Origin of the sequence: Nocardioides sp. Iso805N (assembly GCF_000364605.1) — a bacterium.
Lineage (GTDB): Bacteria > Actinomycetota > Actinomycetes > Propionibacteriales > Nocardioidaceae > Nocardioides.
In genome coordinates this window covers 38,993-57,882 of sequence record NZ_KB822585.1, presented here as the reverse complement: position 1 = coordinate 57,882, position 18,890 = coordinate 38,993, and the positions used below count along the sequence as shown (strand labels likewise).

The 18,890-nt window shown below is 69.1% G+C and carries 17 protein-coding genes; 9 read left to right on the top strand and 8 right to left on the bottom strand.

All coding sequences use genetic code 11. The features are described from left to right. Positions 1–18: 18 nt before the first annotated feature. The 5 genes from H036_RS0118395 (at position 19) to H036_RS0118375 (ending at position 6,310) form a co-directional block, all read left to right on the top strand. The gene (locus tag H036_RS0118395) at positions 19–504 is read left to right on the top strand and encodes a cupin domain-containing protein (protein WP_017936277.1); all 486 of its coding nucleotides are present in this window, start codon (positions 19–21) and stop codon (positions 502–504) included. After that, positions 501–1,403, top strand: a complete 903-nt coding sequence (locus H036_RS0118390) for an acyl-CoA thioesterase (protein ID WP_017936276.1) — start codon at positions 501–503, stop codon at positions 1,401–1,403. The genes H036_RS0118395 and H036_RS0118390 overlap by 4 nt, the downstream gene beginning before the upstream one ends. Further along, positions 1,400–3,043 carry an AMP-binding protein gene (locus H036_RS0118385; RefSeq protein WP_017936275.1) on the top strand — a complete coding sequence of 548 codons (1,644 nt, stop codon included), beginning with the start codon at positions 1,400–1,402 and terminating at the stop codon, positions 3,041–3,043. Before H036_RS0118390 ends, H036_RS0118385 begins: the two co-directional genes overlap by 4 nt. Next, complete coding sequence (locus tag H036_RS0118380; protein WP_017936274.1) at positions 3,040–5,403, top strand: bifunctional salicylyl-CoA 5-hydroxylase/oxidoreductase; 2,364 nt, start codon at positions 3,040–3,042, stop codon at positions 5,401–5,403. Before H036_RS0118385 ends, H036_RS0118380 begins: the two co-directional genes overlap by 4 nt. A gap of 64 nt (positions 5,404–5,467) precedes the next feature. Continuing rightward, complete coding sequence (locus tag H036_RS0118375; RefSeq protein WP_081615622.1) at positions 5,468–6,310, top strand: PaaX family transcriptional regulator C-terminal domain-containing protein; 843 nt, start codon at positions 5,468–5,470, stop codon at positions 6,308–6,310. A gap of 85 nt (positions 6,311–6,395) precedes the next feature. Here H036_RS0118375 and H036_RS23660 read toward each other — a convergent pair whose 3' ends face one another. From H036_RS23660 to H036_RS23655, 5 genes are read right to left on the bottom strand one after another with little or no spacing between them, the layout of a single operon-like run. Next, positions 6,396–7,475 carry a sulfite oxidase gene (locus tag H036_RS23660; RefSeq protein ID WP_017936272.1) on the bottom strand — a complete coding sequence of 360 codons (1,080 nt, stop codon included), beginning with the start codon at positions 7,473–7,475 and terminating at the stop codon, positions 6,396–6,398. A gap of 41 nt (positions 7,476–7,516) precedes the next feature. Then, positions 7,517–8,377, bottom strand: coding sequence for an enoyl-CoA hydratase/isomerase family protein (locus tag H036_RS0118365; RefSeq protein WP_017936271.1), 861 nt, complete (start codon positions 8,375–8,377; stop codon positions 7,517–7,519). 25 nt (positions 8,378–8,402) lie between these two features. After that, complete coding sequence (locus H036_RS0118360) at positions 8,403–9,749, bottom strand: Dyp-type peroxidase (protein ID WP_017936270.1); 1,347 nt, start codon at positions 9,747–9,749, stop codon at positions 8,403–8,405. A gap of 14 nt (positions 9,750–9,763) precedes the next feature. After that, the gene (locus tag H036_RS0118355; RefSeq protein ID WP_017936269.1) at positions 9,764–10,912 is read right to left on the bottom strand and encodes a DUF4331 family protein; all 1,149 of its coding nucleotides are present in this window, start codon (positions 10,910–10,912) and stop codon (positions 9,764–9,766) included. A 24-nt stretch (positions 10,913–10,936) separates the two neighbouring features. Beyond that, positions 10,937–11,488 (bottom strand): hypothetical protein, encoded by a 552-nt coding sequence (locus H036_RS23655; protein WP_157417617.1) that lies wholly within the window; start codon positions 11,486–11,488, stop codon positions 10,937–10,939. Between the two features lie 200 nt (positions 11,489–11,688). Between H036_RS23655 and H036_RS23650 the strand changes: the two genes are divergently transcribed. Then, on the top strand, positions 11,689–12,885 hold the full coding sequence (locus H036_RS23650) for a DUF2254 family protein (RefSeq protein WP_081615621.1): 1,197 nt from the start codon (positions 11,689–11,691) through the stop codon (positions 12,883–12,885). Between the two features lie 30 nt (positions 12,886–12,915). On the opposite strand, the gene H036_RS0118340 is transcribed toward H036_RS23650, so the two are convergent. Then, positions 12,916–14,772, bottom strand: a complete 1,857-nt coding sequence (locus H036_RS0118340) for a glycoside hydrolase family 15 protein (protein ID WP_017936266.1) — start codon at positions 14,770–14,772, stop codon at positions 12,916–12,918. Here H036_RS0118340 and H036_RS25560 point away from each other — a divergent pair. Together H036_RS25560 and H036_RS0118335 are read left to right on the top strand one after the other, a co-directional pair. Next, complete coding sequence (locus tag H036_RS25560) at positions 14,763–14,954, top strand: hypothetical protein (protein WP_157417614.1); 192 nt, start codon at positions 14,763–14,765, stop codon at positions 14,952–14,954. The genes H036_RS0118340 and H036_RS25560 overlap by 10 nt on opposite strands. Before the next feature lie 63 nt (positions 14,955–15,017). Further along, a complete protein-coding gene (locus H036_RS0118335; RefSeq protein WP_017936265.1) occupies positions 15,018–15,434 on the top strand; it encodes a hypothetical protein in 417 nt (138 codons plus the stop codon). Between the two features lie 53 nt (positions 15,435–15,487). On the opposite strand, the gene H036_RS0118330 is transcribed toward H036_RS0118335, so the two are convergent. Further along, on the bottom strand, positions 15,488–17,233 hold the full coding sequence (locus tag H036_RS0118330; RefSeq protein WP_017936264.1) for an MFS transporter: 1,746 nt from the start codon (positions 17,231–17,233) through the stop codon (positions 15,488–15,490). Positions 17,234–17,322: 89 nt separating this feature from the next. Between H036_RS0118330 and H036_RS0118325 the strand changes: the two genes are divergently transcribed. Further along, the gene (locus H036_RS0118325; RefSeq protein WP_026146161.1) at positions 17,323–18,048 is read left to right on the top strand and encodes a YoaK family protein; all 726 of its coding nucleotides are present in this window, start codon (positions 17,323–17,325) and stop codon (positions 18,046–18,048) included. Between the two features lie 68 nt (positions 18,049–18,116). On the opposite strand, the gene H036_RS0118320 is transcribed toward H036_RS0118325, so the two are convergent. Further along, the gene (locus H036_RS0118320) at positions 18,117–18,884 is read right to left on the bottom strand and encodes a glucose 1-dehydrogenase (protein WP_017936262.1); all 768 of its coding nucleotides are present in this window, start codon (positions 18,882–18,884) and stop codon (positions 18,117–18,119) included. Positions 18,885–18,890 lie beyond the last annotated feature (6 nt).

Genomic DNA, 18,890 nt, shown 5'->3' with positions numbered 1-18,890 from the left:
AAAGCTAGGAGCACCAAGATGGACCCCGATCTCAGCAACTACGTCCTGGACGGCGACCCCTCGGCCTACGCCGACGAGCACGGCCTCGTCGTACCAGTCGTGACCCGCGCCGGCCAGGAGCCCGGCCAGACCGGCCAGAGCGAGGGCGCCACCCGGATCAGCGGGGTGAGCATCCAGCACACGCCGGCCACGAAGCTGTGGTTCGGCAAGGTGCACAACCTCGCCGGCTACCGCTCGGTGCCGCACCACCACGGCGAGGCGGAGACCGGCGGCTACGTCCTCTCGGGCCGGGCGCGGATCTACTTCGGCGCGCGCTTCGAGGACTACATCGACATGTCGGAGGGCGACTGGGTCTTCGTTCCGCCGTTCCTGCCGCACGTCGAGTGCAACCTGGATCGGAACAACCCGTTGACCTGGATGACGACCCGCACGCCCGAGAACATCGTCGTCAACCTCCCGCAGGTCGAGGACGCCGTCCTTCGCGACTGGATGTCACGACCGTGAGTGCCACGTCCCGGACCTTCACCGACGCGATCACGCTCACGCCCACCGACGCGGAGCTGTTCGACCTCGCCTTCACCGCCACCACCCAGCCCTGCCCCTGGCCCAAGGCGTACGGCGGAGACCTCGTCGCACCAGCCCTCGTCGCCGCCGTGCGCAGCGTCGAGGACGGCAAGGCGGTGCACTCGATGCACTCCTACTTCATGCGTCCCGCGGACATCGGAGCCGAGGTCCGCTACGAGGTCGAGCTGCTCCGCGACGGACGGGGCTACAGCACCCGGCAGGTGCGGGCCTTCCAGAACGGCAAGGCCGTCTACACCTGCCTGGTGAACTTCGCCGCGGGCGAGCCGGGCACCGACTTCCGGGCGAGCGCGCCCACCGGCATCCCTGCGCCGGAGTCGCTCCCCAGCTCGGCCGACTACCTCCGCGACCGTGCCGGCGGCACCATGACCGAGGAGTCCAAGGCCTACTGGTCCTTCGGGCGCAGCTTCGACATGCGGCACGTGCCCGGCCCCGTCTACCTCGAGATCGAGGGCGAGCGGGCTCCGCGCCAGGCGGTCTGGGTCCGGCCCTTCGACGCGCTGCGCGAGGTCGCCGGCCTCACCCCTGCCCAGCGCGACGTCGCCGCGCTCGCCTACGTGTGCGACTACACGATCCTGGAGCCGGCACTGCGCGCGCTCGACGCGCCGTGGGCGGCACCGGGCCTGGTGACGGCGAGCCTCGACCACGCCATGTGGTTCCACCGGCCCGTCCCGATGGACGGCTGGCTGCTCTATGCCCAGGAGGCAGTCTCCGTGGCCGACGGGCGCGGCCTGGCGACCGGCAGGTTCTTCACCGAGGACGGCGTCCTGGTCGCCTCGGTCGCGCAGGAGGGCATGATCCGCGAGGGAGCGAAACGATGACGACACTGTCTCCGAGCGGGTACGTCGACGCCTTCGCGCGCGACCACCTGCCTCCGGCCGAGCAGTGGCCGACGCTTGAGTTCACCACCGAGGCCCTGCAGTATCCCGCCAGGCTCAACGCCGGCGCCGAGCTCATCGACGTACCCGTGCAGCGCCACGGACCGGACCGGCGGGCCCTGATGACGCCCGACGGCGCCGTGTGGACCTACGGGGAGCTGTTGGACCGGGCCAACCAGATCGCCCACGTCCTGGTCGAGGACCTCGGGCTGGTCAGCGGCAACCGGGTGCTGCTCCGCTCCCCCAACAACCCCTGGACCGTCGCGGCGTGGCTCGGGGTGCTCAAGGCGGGCGGGATCGTGGTGACCACGATGGCCGCGCTGCGCAGCAACGAGCTCGTCCCGATCCACGCCAGGACCCGGCCCGGGATCGCGCTGGTGGACCATCGCTTCGTCGACGACGTGCTCAAGGCGGCACGCCTGTCGGAGGAGGCGATGACCATCGTTGCCTACGGCGGCGACACGGCCGACGACCTGACCCGGCGCGCGGCCGGCAAGCCGACCGATTTCACGGCCGTCGACACCGCAGCGGACGACGTCGCCCTCTTCGGACCGACATCGGGCAGCACCGGCGTCCCGAAGATCACCATGCACTTCCACCGCGACCTGCTCGCCATCGACGACACCTTCGGACGCGGCGTCCTCGCGCTCGAGCCCACCGACGTCGTGTCCTGCAGCGCACCGCTGGCCTTCACCTTCGGCCTGGGGATGCTGGTCGTGTTCGCGCTGCGGGCGGGCGCCTGCACCCTCCTCACCGAGGCTGCGACGGCGGCCCAGCTCGCCGACCTGGTGCAGGAGCACGGCGTCACCGTGCTGGCGACCGCGCCGACGGCGTACAAGCAGATCCTGAAGGCGGGGAAGGCCGCCCAGCTCGCCTCGCTGCGCCGCGCGGTCAGTGCCGGAGAGCATCTCCCGGTGGAGACCTGGACCGAGCTCGAGCAGTCTCTCGGACTCCGCGTCATCGACGGCATCGGTGCGACCGAGATGCTGCACATCTTCATCTCCGCGGCCGGCGACCAGATCCGACCGGGGGCGACGGGTCGGCCCGTGCCCGGCTATCGCGCGACGATCCTCGACGTCCACGGCAACGAGGTCGCGCCCGGTGTGGAGGGCAGGCTGGCCGTGATCGGCCCGGTCGGCTGCCGCTACCTCGACGACGAGCGCCAGCTTGCCTACGTCGTCAACGGCTGGAACGTCACCGGTGACACCTTCGTCAAGGACGAGGACGGCTACTTCTGGTATCGCACGCGCACCGACAACATCATCGTCTCCTCCGGCTACAACATCGGCGGACCGGAGATCGAGGCCGTCCTGAACACCCACCCCGACGTGGTGGAGGCGGCCGTCGTCGGCGAGCCGGACCCTGACCGGGGAGCGATCGTCTGCGCGTTCGTCGTGCTCCGCGACGGCGTGGCCGACGACGGGGAGACGGCCACGGCGCTTCAGGACCACGTCAAGGCGCGGCTGGCGCCGTACAAGTACCCCCGCGACGTGCGGTTCGTGAGCGCGCTGCCCCGCAACACCAGCGGGAAGCTGCAGCACTTCAAGCTGCGCGAGACGTTCACGAACAGGACTGACGCATGAGGATCGCGATCGCCGGCGGCGGACCTGGCGGGCTTTACTTCGCCGTCCTGATGAAGTCCCTGGACCCGGCCCACGAGGTGACGGTGTGGGAGCGCAACGCCCCCGACGACACCTTCGGCTTCGGCGTCGTCTTCTCCGACGAGACGCTCGGGAGCATCGAGGGCGCCGACCGGATCGTCCACGAGCGGATGGAGAGCCTCTTCGCCCGCTGGACCGACATCGACGTCGACGTCGACGGGCATCGGTTCACGGTGGGCGGTCAGGGGTTCGCCGCCATGACGCGGCGCGAGCTGCTGCAGATCCTCCAGGAGCGGGCCGCCGAGCTCGGCGTCACCGTCCACTACCGGACCGAGGCACCGGACCCGGACGAGCTGGGGGCGTCGTACGACCTGGTGCTCGCCGCCGACGGCCTCAACTCCACGATCCGGAGCAGGTACGCCGAGGCCTTCGGCCCGACCCTGGACCGGCGCAGGAACAAGTACATCTGGCTCGGCACCGACCTCGTCTTCGAGGCGTTCCAGTTCATCGTCAAGAACACGACGTGGGGGACGATGCAGATCCACGGCTACCCCTACTCCGACAAGGGCTCGACCTTCATCGTCGAGATGCACGAGGACGTCTGGCGCCGTGCCGGCTTCGACAGGACCGAGCTGGAGGTGTTCCCGCCCGGCGCCTCGGACCAGTACGCCGTGGACCGCATCCGCGAGATCTTCGCCGAGGACCTCGGTGGCCACGAGGTCCTGACCAACAACTCCCGGTGGCTCAGCTTCCAGACGGTCCGCAACGAGCGCTGGCACGACGGCAACGTCGTCCTCCTCGGGGACGCCGCGCACACTGCCCACTTCTCGATCGGCTCCGGCACCAAGCTGGCCATGGAGGACGCGCTCGCGCTGGCGGCCTGCCTGCACGAGCACGACGCGGTCGAGGACGCGCTGCTGGCCTACGAGACCGAGCGCAAGCCCGTCGTCGAGTCGACCCAGCGTGCCGCCCAGGCGTCGTTGGAGTGGTTCGAGAACATCGGCATGTACGCCGACCAGGACCCGGCGCAGTTCGTGTTCAACCTGCTGACCCGGTCACGCCGGATCACCTTCGAGAACCTCAAGGACCGCGACCCCGAGTTCGCGGCCCACATGGAGGCGGAGTTCGCCCGTCACCAGGGCTCGGCCGCTGTCGCGCCCGCCATGTTCCAGCCGGTCAGCATCGGTGCGCTCGAGCTGAAGAACCGCGTGATGCTCTCGCCGATGGACATGTACGTCGCCGCCGAGGGTGTGCCCGGGAACTTCCACCTGGTCCACCTCGGCTCGAAGGCGCTCGGCGGTGCCGGCCTGGTGATGACCGAGATGACCTGTGTCTCACCCGAGGGCCGGATCACCTTGGGCTGCCCGGGGCTGTGGACCGATGTCCAGCGGGACGCGTGGCGCGAGGTCACCGACTTCGTGCACACCCAGTCCACGGCACGCATCGGCGTACAGCTGGGCCACTCCGGCCGCAAGGGCTCCACGAAGCTGATGTGGGAGGGCATGGACGAGCCACTGACGGAGGGCAACTGGGAGGTCATCGGGCCCTCGGCGTTGCCCTACGGCCCCGGGTGCCATCTCCCCCGCGAAGCCACCCGTGCGGACCTGGACAAGGTCGTCGCCGACTTCACGGCCGCCGCGCGGCGCGCTGTGGAGGCCGGGTTCGACCTCATCGAGGTGCACGCGGCCCATGGCTATTTGCTCAGCTCCTTCCTCTCCCCGATCGCCAACCACCGCACCGACGAGTACGGCGGGACCCTCGAGAACAGGCTGCGCTTCCCGCTGGAGGTGTTCGAGGCCGTCCGCTCCGTCGTACCGCCCTCGGTCCCCGTCACCGTCCGGATCTCGGCGACCGACTGGATGCCCGACGGCAACACCGAGGACGACGCCGTGGAGATCGCGCGCGCATTCATCGAGCACGGTGCCGCCGCGATCGACGTGTCGTCGGGTCAGGTCTCGAAGCAGGAGCGGCCCGCCTTCGGCCGGTCGTACCAGACGCCGTTCGCCGACCGGATCCGTCACGAGGTCGCCGAACCCGCCGGGGTCAAGGTGATCGCCGTCGGCGCCATCTCCAGCTACGACGACGTCAACTCCATCCTCCTGGCCGGCCGGGCCGACATCTGCGCGCTCGGGCGCACGCACCTGTTCGACCCGAGCTGGACGCTGCACGCCGCCGCTGAGCAGGACTACGTGGGAGACGGAGCAGCCTGGCCGGAGCCCTGGGCCGCGGGTCGCCGCAAGCCACCCGCGGCCCGCACCGACAAGGTCCCGCCGCGGCTCCAGCTGCTGCGGGACGGTGCCTCCGAGCAGATCCACCTGCGCTGGAAGCCACGGCCGTCGTGAGTCGGCACGCCACGGGTAGCCAGAACGCCTGAGGGCCGGCTGCGTGTCGGGCACAATGTCGACGATGGGGTCGTCAGGAGAGGGCAGGCGTGCGCCCGTAGCGCAGCGCTCGCGCACAGTCGTGGTGAGCTTCCTGGGCGCGATCGTGCGCCCGATGGGGGCGTGGATGCCGATCGGCGGCACGGTCGAGCTGTTGTCGCAGATCGGCCTGGATTCGGCGAGTGTGCGCACTGCTGTCTCACGACTCAAGGCGAACGGCTGGATCGAGTCCGAGGCCCGTGACGGCGTCCGTGGCTACGCGCTGACCGAGCAGGCGTCGGCCACGCTGGCGGCGGGTGATGAGGTGATCTGGCACGCGCGCCAGCCCGCCGACCTCTCCGAGGGCTGGTGTGTCGTCAACTTCAGCGTGCCCGAATCGATCCGCTCCAAGCGCTACCAGCTGCGCTCGCACCTGGCCCACCTCGGGTTCGGGAACGTCGGGACCGCGATGTGGATCGCGCCGGCTCGCATGCAGCCGGCCGCCGAGAACGCCATCGCCGAGCTGGGGCTCGGCGAGTACGCGACGATCTTCGTCGGCGACTACGCCGGCCCCCAGGACCTGACCGCGCTGCTGTACGCGAGCTGGGACCTGACCGCGATCGACCAGAGCTACCGCGACTTCGCGGCCAAGCACGAGGCGCAGGCCGCTCAGGTCGAGAAGCAGCCGCCCGAGCCGAGGGAGGCGTTCGCGATGTACATGAGCCTCGTCGATCACTGGCGCAAGCTGCCCTTCCGCGACCCGGGCCTGCCCACCGAGCTGCTCGCCAAGGACTGGAGCGGGCCCGCCGCGGCAGCCCTGTTCGGGCGACTGGTCTCGATCCTGGAGAAGCCTGCGCTGGCGCACGCGAGGACGTACTGGGAGCTCTGAGCACCTCACCCGTCCCGGAGGCAGTACGGCGGCGCCCCTCCGTCTCCGGCACAGAGTTGCACCACCCGTCGTGCGCTGTATCGGCTCAACGGCGGTCGACGTAGATGACCTCGACGGCGTTGTTCCCGTAGCCCAATCGGTTCCACGGCGGTACGTCGGGTTGGACGTTCCCGGCGGCGTCGGTCGCTCGGGCGCGCAGGGTGTGCCGTCCGACGGCGATCGAGTCCCAGGTGAAGCTCCAGTCCTGCCACTGGTATTCGCCTCGGGCGGGTTCGAGCTGCGCTGGTTGCCAGTCGCCTTCGCCGGTGAGGCTGACCTCGACGCGAGCGATGGGGCCGGTGCCGGACCACGCCTTGCCGTGGACCGTGTAGGAGTCGACGTCGAGGACCGTGCCCGGCGCGGGGTCGGTGATGCGGGCACGTACGCGCATCAACCTGACGGGTTCGTGGGCTCGGTCCGGCCACTGGTAGATGTAGTGGCCGGTCTGGAACTCGCCGCTGTAGGGCTCGGTGAGCACGTCGAGTCGCTTCAGCCACTTCACCGACGCCACGGCGTACCAGTGCGGCACGATCAGGCGGAACGGTGAGCCGTGGTCGCGCCCGAGGGGCTGCCCGTTCATCTCGTAGGCGATGAGGATTCCCGACGACGGGTCGAGGGCCTCCCCGATCGGGAGGGAGCGGGTGAACGTGAGGTTGTCCTGATCGGTCTCGGGGAGGATCGCCTGGAGGTGGTAGGCGCCGTGATCGGCGCCCTGGGCGAGGACCTCGACCCCGGTGGCCGCAGGCTCGACCTTGGCCAGCACCTCGTGCAGGAGCGCACCGGTCCACCGGGCCGTGGAGACCGCGAAGTCGCCCCACGGCTCTCCCGTCGGCAGCGGCCTCATCTCGAGGCGGCCGTTGCCGGCGCACTCCAGCGTGACCGCGTGCTCGTGGGCGGGCATGGCGCGTAGGTCGTCGAGGGTCAGCGTCATCGGCGTGCCGACCGCACCGCCGATCTCCAGGGTGCCGTCGTGGTCGGGTACCGCGAAGTTGCTGCGCACGTAGTGCAGCTCGGTGGGAGTGACCTCGCCGACAAGTGCCGCCGGCGGTGCCTCGGCGTTGTACGGCGCGGGGTTGATCATCACCAGCTCGGCGCGTGCCGCCTCGAGCTCGTCGGTATCGGTCATGCTGTTCAGCCTCCTTGGGGCCGGGTCACCGGGCGTGGTGTTCAGAAGTCGGAGTCGTCGAAGGTGGGTTCGCGGCCGTCGTTGAAGGCACCGATGCCCTCGACACGGTCGGGATGGACCGCGGAGCGCCAGTGGGCGTCCATCATGATCGCGATCGCCTGCTCTAGCGGCTCGCCCTCGCCCAGCTGAACCGCACGCTTGACGGACTGGACAGCTGTCGGGGAGTTGCTGGCGATCTTGTCGGCGATCCGCAGGGCGGCCGTCATCAGCTCCTCGGGATCGTGGAGCTCGTTGACCATGCCGAGCCGGTAGGCCTCCTGGGCGGGAAGGGGGTCGCCGGTCATGAGCATCTGCAATGCCTTTCCGCGGGGCAGCAGGCGGGGCAGCAGTGCCGGTGAGCCGCCTCCGGCCGCCAGGCCGAGCATCGCCTCAGGTTGGCCGAAGGTCGCGTTCGACGAGGCGATGATGAAGTCGGTGCTCTGGGCCAGCTCGCAGCCGCCGCCGTACGCGAGCCCGTTGACGGCGGCGAAGATCGGCTTGCGCAGCTGACGCACCGTATACAGGGTGCGGTCGAAGGCTTGGCGCTGCCGCAACCAGTCCTCCTTGGTCATGGCCTTGCGCTGGCGCAGGTCGCTCCCCACCGAGAAGGCCCGGTCGCCGGCGCCCGTCAGGACGACGACCCGGACGCCGGTCCGCACCGCGATCTCCTCGACGACATCGGTCAGCAGGGCGCCCATCTCGGTGGTGATGGCGTTGTCAGCGTGCGGCCGGTTCAGCGTGATCCGGGCGACCCGGCCCTCGGAGAGGTAGTCCAGCAGGACGGGCGGCTCGGTGTCCGCGACGTCAGGTGCCGGCGGGGCGAAGTCGAGGGCCGCCCAGCGGTCGGTGCTTGATGAGCTCATCGCGCTTCTCTCTGGTAGCGGTTGGTCAGGTGTCGAGCTCGGCGAGCCAGCGCAGCGCGCTGAGGCTCGGGGCGAAGCAGTACTCCCCGCCGCGGGTGATGACGAACGGCGGCATGTCCTGGAGCCGGCGGCGGATGGGCCGCTGCGCGATGGTGAAGCTCCCCGGGTCCTGGCGAGCTCCGACAAGCGGATCGGACTCGAGAGGCGCCCCGATGAAGATGCCGTCGTTGAGCCATTGCGTCTTGACGAACTCGAACTGTCGTTTGAGGTGAGCGCCAGCGAAGACGAAGATGATCCCGCGGTCGGCCCCGTCGTCCTCGGTGACGTCGTCGGGCAGGATCGGTCCGTAGCTAGTGCCGCGTCGGATCATCCGGTGCAGGCGGACGTCCACGCTTCCGTCCTCGTCCAGCGCGTCCCGGGGGTTGGCCCTGCGCGCGTGCGAGCCGACCGGGCACTTGAAGCCACGGGGGTCGTCGGCGAACGTGAAGTCGTTGTTGCGCCGTGGGTCTGCGCCGAGCTCGGGATCGTCGGTCTCCGGAGCCAGCGCGAGCGGCGCGCCGCTCTGCCAGCGACCGACCATCTTCGCGCCGAGGAGGTCCTCATCTGCCCGGTCAGCTGCCTTGGCGCGAAGATAGCTGCGATAGGCAGCGACCTTCGTGTGCAGCTTGCGGAACACCACGTAGGTGCCGTTGCGGCCCAGGACGTCGGGCGTCGGCATCGGCGGCAGCTCTCCGGTCTCGTCCGGGTAGCCGAGGATGATCTCGCCCGCCTTGAGCGGTTGTTGGCGAGGGTTCATCGACGGTCGGCCCGTGCCCTCCACGGACGGCTGACCGATGCCGTCCTTGAACCCGAACGATGTGCGCCCGGTGGCGAGCTGGTAGCAGTCCTGGCGCCAGATCAAGTCGATCCCGGGGAGCTGGGCGTGGGCTTGGCGGGCCTTCTCTGCGGCCTCTCGGAGCTGGGCTGCGTCGGATGAGAGGACCACCACAGCGACGTGCACGTCGCTGCTGCCCAGGGGCTCCTCCCAATGCTCGGGGCTGCTCTCGCCGGTATCGCCGAGGATCGCGGCTCGGGCAGCCATCCCCTCGCGGAACTCGGGCACGAAGCTGTCCAAGGACTCCTGCGGCACCCCGAGAGCCTTCAGCCCGTGGTAGGTGAACGCCACCGTGATCGAGGTGTTGTCCGGGGTGTCGGCAGACCCGGCGGGATTGGCGAGCCGGTGCAGTCGTCGCACGAGGTCGCGGCCATCAGCACGGTCCCGGATGCGCAACAGCAGGTAGACGCCGACGTAGGGCGAGGGTCGCTCGTAGAGGGCACCGGCCTGGATGTCGTCGAGGTCGAGGGTTATCCCGTTCGTGGTCACCGTGCTCACGCGCCCTTCCACGCTCAGTGGTGCTCGGGAGGTTCGGGCGGGTTCGGGTTCGGTAGCGCCAGGTAGGGGAACGTGGTGGTCCCGGGCCGGGTGGCGGCATCGACTCCGTCGCGGATGGTGGGGCCGTGCCCGGCGTTGACCAGCTGGGTGAAGATCGTGTCCATGACGTCGTCGTTCAAGGTCCGCCCCCCGCAGGTGGCGTGGGGCTCACCGCGTCGGGCCGCCAGCTCGATCTCCAGGTACGAGCCCTGCTCGACGTACGGCTTGGTGACGTCGACGACCAGGTAGTCGGCGAGCACCAGGTCGGTGAGCGGGTGGCCACCGTTCTCGCTGGTCGGCCAATCCTGCTTGCCGTCGAGGCCGTCCCAGAAGGCGAGGTTGGCGTCCAGCCGCGCTCGGAAGGCGCCGGCGTAGGACTCTCCTGGGCGGAAGGCGTCCTCCATGTTGTAGAGATCGCGGATCTCCAGGTCGCGGTTGACCTGGTCGAAGTCCTTGGGAGCGAGCATCATGTTCTTCACCTCGGGGCGTCCGACCCGTTCGATCCGAACGTTGAACTCGCCTCGGGTCAGGGTCTCGGCCACGACGCCGACCAAGGTCCAGTCGGCCAGGAACCGGGCGTCGATCTCCACGACGATGCCGAGCACGTTCTTGCCGTCCAGGAAGATCGAACCTTCGTCGGTGAAGGCGAGCTTCCGAGTCGCGATCGTCGCCAGCGCCGCACGGGCATCCATGATGAACGGGTCCCATCGCACGCCCGCGAAGACCCGGATGCCTGCACCTGCACCGCCCTGCTCGTCGTTGACGCGGAAGGAGACCCGCTCACCCGCCGGCGTCAGGCAGGTCCCGTGCTGCTCGTGGCCCGGCTGGCCTGTGACCGGGTCTGCTACGTGCTCCGGAGGATCGAAGACGCAGTCCAGGACCAGCTCCTCCTCACCTGGCACGAACCACCGACCGGACGCCTCTGCCGTCGACGAGCTGAGGGGCCTCAGCCGGAAGCGGTACAGCAGTCCGGCCGAGAAGAGGTCCGACGGCTTGGCCATCGGCAGGGTGTTCAGGACGAGGACCAGGCGGCCCGCCGCCTCCGGACTCGGGAACGCGTAGACGTCGGTGATGTCCGCGATCGGGTCGGACAGGGCGCGTGGCCCGGAGATGTGGTCAGACATGACGGCCTCTGGTCCGGGCCACGGCTAGTCCGCGGCCTCGTCCAGCAGGGGCTGCAGCGCTGGGTGTTCGAGGGCTTCAGCGGCCTGTGGGTGGTCGAGCACCTGCTGGAATGCGTCGGCCACACGCTGCGCCTTCCGGATCTCCTTGACCGTCCCGCCGTAGTTCCGGGCGTACGCCGCGGCCGTCTGCTCTGCGCCCAGGACGAACGCCTTCACCGCGGCGACGTCAGGCAGCCCTTCGTACCCCTCGACGTGCTGGAAGATCAGGTCGAACAGCGCGATGGTCGGACCGGAGGTGAAGAAGTCCTCCATGTAGGCGTCCCACGGGCCATCGAAGCTGGTGATGAACGCCAGCCGGGTGTCCTCGTCGAACAGCACGAACCGGGCCTCGTGGATCGTCTTGATCGCCATCCCGTAGTCACCAGGCCGGTACCCAGGCGTGTTCTGCAGATCGAGGAGCGCTGCCCGCAGCGACTGCCCCTGGTCGGGCTTGACCCGGAAGAACAGACTGAACTCGCTCGTCGGCCCGACCATCAGACCCGGCTGCGTGGCTGCTCCATCGTCTTGCGTGGTCATGGGTACCTCTGCGCTCTCTGGCACGACCGGATCACTCCGGGCGTCCCAAGTTTCGGGCCGGAACGCTCCGCCACCGCGACGCTAGGACCGCGTCCGGTCCGTCGTGCTCACCCGATACAGGTGAGCAAGTGGCCGTCGGGTCCTCGCACGCTCGACTCGCCAGGACGCCATCACCGCTGACCTGGGAGGGAGTGGGCCCCATGCGCACAGCGCCGCCAGCACCCACCGGACGGCTGCTGCACGCCCGACGCCAGCTCCGGGCAGAGCTCGCACAGGTGGTGTGCGCGCTTGTGGGCTTAGGGCTGGGAGTGCTCATGCCGCGACTGGCGAGCGGGCCGGGCATGCAGGGAAGCCGGCTGGTCGAGCCGCTGATGACCCTGGGCATCGGTGTGATCGGCGTGGTCAGCTTGATCTACTCGCTGCTCTTCGGGGTGGTGCAGTGGTCCGCCTCCAGCTTCAGCCCTCGTCTGCGGCTGTTCCGCGGCGATCCCTTGGTGTGGCGCACCTTCGCACTCGCCATCGGTGTCTTCGTCTACTGTGCGGCCGCGGCGTTGACCAGCGCCGACCAGACACACGTGTCGGTGCTCGTGCCCGGCGTGGCGATCGCCGGTGTGCTGGCGACGGTCGCGTTGATCCGCCAGCTCCAGGTCCGAGCCTTCCTCTCCCTCCAGCTCGCCTACGTGCTCGAGGCCGTCACCACCGCCGGTCGTGCGGTCATCGAGGACGTGTACCCGGTCCGCTCCGCCGGCCGGACCAACGTCGTTGGCCGACCTCTGGCACCGCCGGCACTCGTGCGCACCGTCACCTGGAGCGGCCGGTCCGAGGTCGTCCAACAGCTCGACCTGCTCGACCTCATCGACTCCGCCGCCGAAGCCGGTGCCCTCGTCGCCTTCCGCGTCGGAGTCGGCGAGACCGTGCACGAGGGAACGCCCATCGCCGACATCCACGGTGGCGACGTACCCGGAGACGTGGTCCGACGAGCAGTCGTCCTGGGGGCCGAACGATCCTTCGACCAGGACCCCATGCTCGCCATTCGACTCTTGGCCGACATCGCCCTCCGTGCCCTCTCCCCGGCGATCAACGACCCGGCCACAGCGATCGACGCCATCGAAGCCACCGATGGCCTGCTGCGTGCCCTGGCACGACGTGACATCGACGTTCGCGACGTCACCGACTCAGGTGGAGCGATCCGGATCCGGCTGAAGCTGCCCACCTGGGACGACTACCTCCGCGGCGCACTGGCGGACCTGGTGCCGCCAGCCGCACCGTTCGAGATGGTGCTCGTGCGGTTGCGCCGACTTCTCGAGAATCTCGCCGAGATGGTCCCCCCGTCGGCCCAGGACGAGCTAGCGCGGCTACAGGCGCGGGTCAACGCCAGATTGGCTCAGCCCCTCTAGGAGAAGCGAGGGGTGGTCTCGGCTGTGCCGCTACAGCGACAGCTCCGCACGGAAGTCGGTCAGCACGATGCGACCGGCCGCCTGGATCAGCGCCAGGTGCGAGAACGCCTGCGGGAAGTTGCCGAGGTGGCGTGCCCGGTCCACCTCGAACTCCTCGGCGTACAGGCCCAGGGGCGAGGTGACGCGCAGGAGGCGCTCCATGAGGTTGTTGGCCCGTTCCATCTCGCCGATGACGGCGAGCGCCGAGACCAGCCAGAAGGAGCAGATCAGGAACGTCCCCTCCTTGCCTGCCAGACCGTCGTCGGTCTCGTCGGTGCGGTAGCGCAGGACGAAGCCGTTCTCGGTGAGGTCCTGCTCGATCGCGATGACGGTGTTGCGCAGCCGCTCGTCGGTGGGCGGGAGGAACCCGAACAGTGCCGCGAGCAGGGTGGAGGCGTCGAGCGCATCGGTCGCGTAGTGCTGTCGCAGCACGCCTCGGTCACTCACGCCGTTGCTGAGGATGTCCTCGCGGATGGTGTCGGCGGTGGTGCCCCAGAGCTCGGCGAGCTTGGCGTCGTCACGGATCTTCGCCAGCTTCGCGGCACGATCGAGCGCCACCCAGCCCATCAGCTTCGACGACACGTAGTGCTGAGGCTCGCCGCGGGCCTCCCAGATGCCCTGATCGGGGTTCTGCCAGGAGTCGATCGCGCCCTGGGCCTGGGACTGCACCAACGGCCACAGCCGCCGCGGCAGCCGCCGGCTCCGCGCGGTGTGCAGCAGGATCGCGTCCAGTACGGCGCCGTACACGTCGTTCTGCCGCTGGTCGAAGGCCCCGTTGCCGATCCGGACCGGCCGAGCGCCCTCGTACCCGGACAGCTCCTCGCGGGTCGACTCGGTCAGATCGCGGCGGCCGTCGATGCCGTACATGATCTGCAGGGACCCGTCCGCGTTGGGCTCGAGGTCGGCGACGAACTGCATGAACTCGTTGGCCTCCCAGTCGAGGTTGAGATAGTGCAGCGCTTGGAGCGTGAAGGTGGTGTCGCGGATCCAGGTGTAGCGGTAGTCCCAGTTCCGCTCGCCCCCGGGCGTCTCGGGAAGCGACGTCGTCAGCGCCGCGACCGTTGCGCCCGTCGGCATGTACGTCAGCCCCTTGATGGTCAGCGCGGAGCGCTCCAGGTGCGGTCGCAGCGGGTGGTCGGGGATCCGGGCCCGGTTGAGCCAGGAGCGCCAGAACCGCTCGGTCGCCAGGATCCGTCCGACCGCGTCCTCGTCGTCGACGGGGATCTGCAGGTCCTCTGCCCATGACAGCGCGCAGTACGCCGTCTCGCCGGCGGAGAGCACGTGCCGGGCCCGAGCCGCCGATCCTTCGATGCCGACGAGCATGTCGGTCGCGAGCCGGAACGTCTGACCGGCGCCGGTCGCGTCGGCCGCGTGCTCGTCGACCTGGTTCCAGGTGGCAGGCGTCCGGCCGTAGTCGAACGCGGGGTCGCAGACGAGCTCGACCTCCACCGATCCCTCGAGGCACTGGACGGTGCGCACCAGCATGTGGTCCGCATCCTCGTCGGCAGGCGGACGGGTGTGCGGCGTCACCACGTCCGCGCCCCGCCGCGGCCCCATGGTCAGTGCGTCGTGCACCAACAGCCATCCTGCGCTCGTGTGCCACGTCGTCGTCAGGATGTTGGTACCCGGGAGATAGGTCCGTGCCGCGGGCACGTTCGCGCCGTACGGACCGAACCGGAACGAGCCCGCGCCGCGGTCGAGAAGGTTGCCGAACACACTGGGCGAGTCGAACGCCGGCAGGCACAGCCAGTCGACGGAGCCGTCCGGCGCGATGAGCGCGCCGGTGTGGCAGTTCGAGAGGAACGCGTAGTCGGCGATGGGCGGGAAGGGAGAGGTCGATGAGCTCACGTGGAGACTCCTTCGTTGCGGTGCGGATACTCGGCCTGGTTCTGGAGCCGGTCGACGGGATCCATCCCGATCACCACCTGTGTGCTGCCACTCCGAAGCGCGGCTACCACGGGCTCTGGCCGAGCCCAGCGCCTCGACTGTTCCGCGGCCGAGCGGCCGACGTCATCGCCCGTTACGGGTGAGCGGCACAGAACCGCGACGTAGAGTTGAAGAAGCCACAGTTCCTCTCGTGCACGGGAGTTCCGATGAAGCTAGGCAACGTCCCCACCCGTCTCGCCACCGGCGCCTTCATCCTGCATACGGGCTGGGAGAAGTGGCACGGTGACGAGCAGCAGGCAAACGGGGTGCACGGCATGGCATCAGGTGCGTTTCCGGTGTTCAAGACCATGAAGCCCACCGACTTCCTCAAGGTGCTCTCCCTGGGCGAGATGGCCACGGGCGCAGCACTGCTCGTGCCGATCGTGCCGCCCGCCGTTGCAGGTGCGGCCCTGACGGGCTTCTCGGGCGCGCTCATCGCCATGTACCTGCGCACCGACGGCCTGCACAAGCCGGGCAGCGTGTGGCCGACCCCTCAGGGCACTCCGGTCGCGAAGGACGTCTGGATGCTCGGCATCGGGCTGGGACTCATCGTCGAGGGGATGCGCCGCCGCACCCAGGCCTGAGACCTTCACGTACGCCGAGCCTGTCGAACCGCCTGCCCTCGCGACGAGACCTGTCAGCTCTGCCCGTCGTCTGCGCCCTCCTCCACGTGGACGTACTTCCCACCGCGAAGAGCTGAGGCGAGGGCCGCTATCAAGCACGCGGCGATGGCGAAGCCGAAGGCGACGCCCAGGCCGTCGGCGAACGGTCCGGAGATCAGCGCCGGGAAGAAGCTGCGGCCGGTGAGGTAGTGCTGGTGCGCGGCCGAGAGGTGCGAGAGCGTCGAGGACCCGAGCAGGGTCTGCACCGGGTTGTATCCCAGCAGGGAGGCGAACAGCACGCTCACCGCCGGCAGGCTGGCGATCTCGTGCGCCTGCGCGGCCGGGACGCCCTGCGCCGTCAGGCCCGCCGCCATCGTGTGCGGGAGGGAGGAGCTCAGCCCGGTGATCATCAGGGAGAAGAAGATGCCGATGGAGAGCACCATCGCCGAGTTCTGGAAGGTGGCCGTCATGCCGGCGCCGACCCCACGCTGGCGAGCGGGCAGGCTGTTCATGATGCCGGCGCGGTTCGGCGAGGCGAACAGGCCCATGCCCAGGCCGTTGAGCAGCAGGGCCGCGGCGAACTGCCAGTAGGCGAAGTTCACCGGCAGCAGCAGGAGCCACACGAAGCTCATCGCAGCCACGAGCATCCCGCCCGTGGCGAACAGTCGCGCGCCGAACCGGTCGGAGAGGTAGCCCGAGATCGGGCCCGCCACGAGGAAGCCGACCGTCAGCGGCAGCATGTAGATACCGGCCCACAACGGCGTGCGCTCGAAGCTGTAGCCGTGCTGCGGCAGCCAGATGCCCTGCAGCCAGATGATCAGCACGAACATCAGGCCGCCTCGCCCCAGGGACGCGAGCAGGCTGGCGAGGTTGCCGAAGGTGAAGGCGCGGATCTTGAAGAGCCCGACGTCGAACATCGGATCAGCGACGCGCGTCTCGACGACGCAGAACACGGCCAGCATGATCGCGCCACCGATCAGCGCCGCGAGCACCCACGGGTTCGCCCAGCCCATCGTGTCTCCGCCGTACGGCTGGATGCCGTAGGTGATGCCGACCAGTACGGCGATCAGCCCGACCGCGAAGGTGATGTTGCCCCACCAGTCCATCCGCGCGTCCTGCCGTACGCCGGTGTCGTGCAGCTTGACGTAGGCCCACACAGTCGCGAACAGACCGATCGGCACCGAGACGATGAAGACCAGGCGCCACTCGATCGGTGACAGGAGGCCGCCGACGACGAGACCAATGAACGATCCCGCGATGCCGGCGACCTGGTTGAGACCGAGCCCGAGGCCACGCTGGTTGCTCGGGAACGCATCGGTGATGATCGCCGCGGAGTTCGCCATCAGCATCGCTCCCCCGACGCCCTGGAAGATGCGCATCGCGATCAGCCACAAGATTCCCGCCGTGCCGTGCATCCAGGTGATGGCGAGCATGATCGAGAAGAACGTGAAGATGGCGAATCCGGCGTTGTACATCCTGACCCGGCCGAACATGTCCCCCAGCCGACCCAGACCCACCACCAGCACGGCCGTGACGACCATGTAGCCCATGATCAGCCAGAGCAGCAGGCTCGTGTTCCCGGGTGAGAGCGGATCGACGCCCACCCCGCGGAAGATGTCCGGCAGCGCGATCAGCAGGATCGACTGGTTGATGGTCGCCAGCAGTACGCCGAGCGTGGTGTTGGACAGGGCGACCCACTTGTAGCCCGGGCTGCGCGCGGCACGTTCCGCTCGTGCTGCTCGCTCCTGCGCACGCTCGATCCGCTGAACCGTGTCCGCCACCTGCGCCTCCTCGTCCCGCTATTCGCTTACCTATGCTAACTATCTTTATATCCTGCTCCGCGGGAACCATTCCGTGTGAGCCTTGTCGGATGAGCCTCCTACGAGATGCCTGGCGAACGATCCGGCCCGCCGCCGACGATCCCCACGGGCCGCTTCCCGGGCTGCTGGTGCTGCTGACGGTCGTCACCGGTCTGGTCGACGCGTTCAGTTACCTGGCTCTCGGCCGGGTGTTCGTGGCGAACATGACCGGCAACGTCGTCTTCCTCTCCTTCGACCTCGGCGGCGCCCCCGGCTTCGTCTGGTGGGCCTCCCTGCTCGCCATCGCCACCTTCTTGGCGGGCGCGTACGCCGGTGGCTTCATCGCGCGGTCCCTCGGCAGCCACCGCGGCCGGCACCTGCTCACGGCCGCCGTCTGGCAGGGTGCGCTGGTGGTCGTCGCCTTCGTGCTCGCGCTGCTCCTCCACGCGCCCTACCGCGATGGCGGCCTCGCCGTCCTCGTCGTGCTGCTCGGCCTCGGCATGGGCCTGCAGAACGCCACCGCCCGATCGCTCTCGGTCCCCGACCTGACCACCACGGTGCTGACCCTGACCCTGACCGGCATCACCTCCGACAGCGCCCAGAAGGGGCAGGGCAAGCTCGGCCGGAGGTTCGTCTCGATCGCGGCGATGTTCGTGGGTGGCCTGGTCGGCGCCGTGCTGGTCGTCAAGGGCCATGACGCCTGGACGCTGCTCATCGCCACCGTCGTGTTGCTGCTCGTGATCCTCGGTGCCGCGCGCACCACCGCCTCCGGCGACTCCTGGACCAAGCAGCGCTGAGCGCCCAGCCTTGCGACCGGAGGACAACCTCTCCTACGACGTCGCCGGCGCGCGGTTCGGTGTAGCTGCTACAGGCCGACGCTGCCCTGCGAGATTCCGCCGTCGACCACGACCGTCGTACTGGTCATGTAGGCGGCCCTCCCCGACGCGAGGAAGGCGACGACCTCCGCGATCTCGTCGGCGTGCGCCATCCTGCCAAGCGGAATGGCGGCATCGAGCCGCTTCAGCTTCTCCGGGTCTGCTTCCGTGGATGCGTTGATGGGCGTGCTCACGGCGCCCGGGGCGACATTGACCATCCGGATCCCGTGCTCGCCCAGCTCGACACCTGCCGTCCGGGCGAGCATCCTGATGCCGCCCTTGGAGACGCAGTAGGCGATGTTGCCCGGCATCGGCCAGTCCTCGTGGACCGAGGAGATGTTGATGATCAGGCCACCGTCGCCCTGGGCGATGAACTGCTTGGCGGCCGCCTGACTGCCGAAGAACGCGCTCTTCACGTTGATCGCCAGGACCTTCTCGAAGTCGGACTCACTCGTGTCCAACAGGCTCGTGCGTGTCTCGATCCCGGCATTGTTGACCAGCACGTCCAAGCGCCCGAACGTGTCGACCGCCTTCTGCACCATCGCATGCAGGTCGGCGGACCGTGAGACGTCCGCCTGAACGCCGACGGCATGGCCACCTGCCTGCTCGGCCCGATCCACGAGCGAGGCCGTCTCTTCCGGGTGCGCGACGTAGTCGATGACGATGTTCGCGCCCTCCGCGGCGGCAGCGAGGGCGATCGCCTCCCCGATCCCGCTGTTCCCTCCGGTGACGATGATCGTCTTGTCCTTGAGAAGCATGGGTCC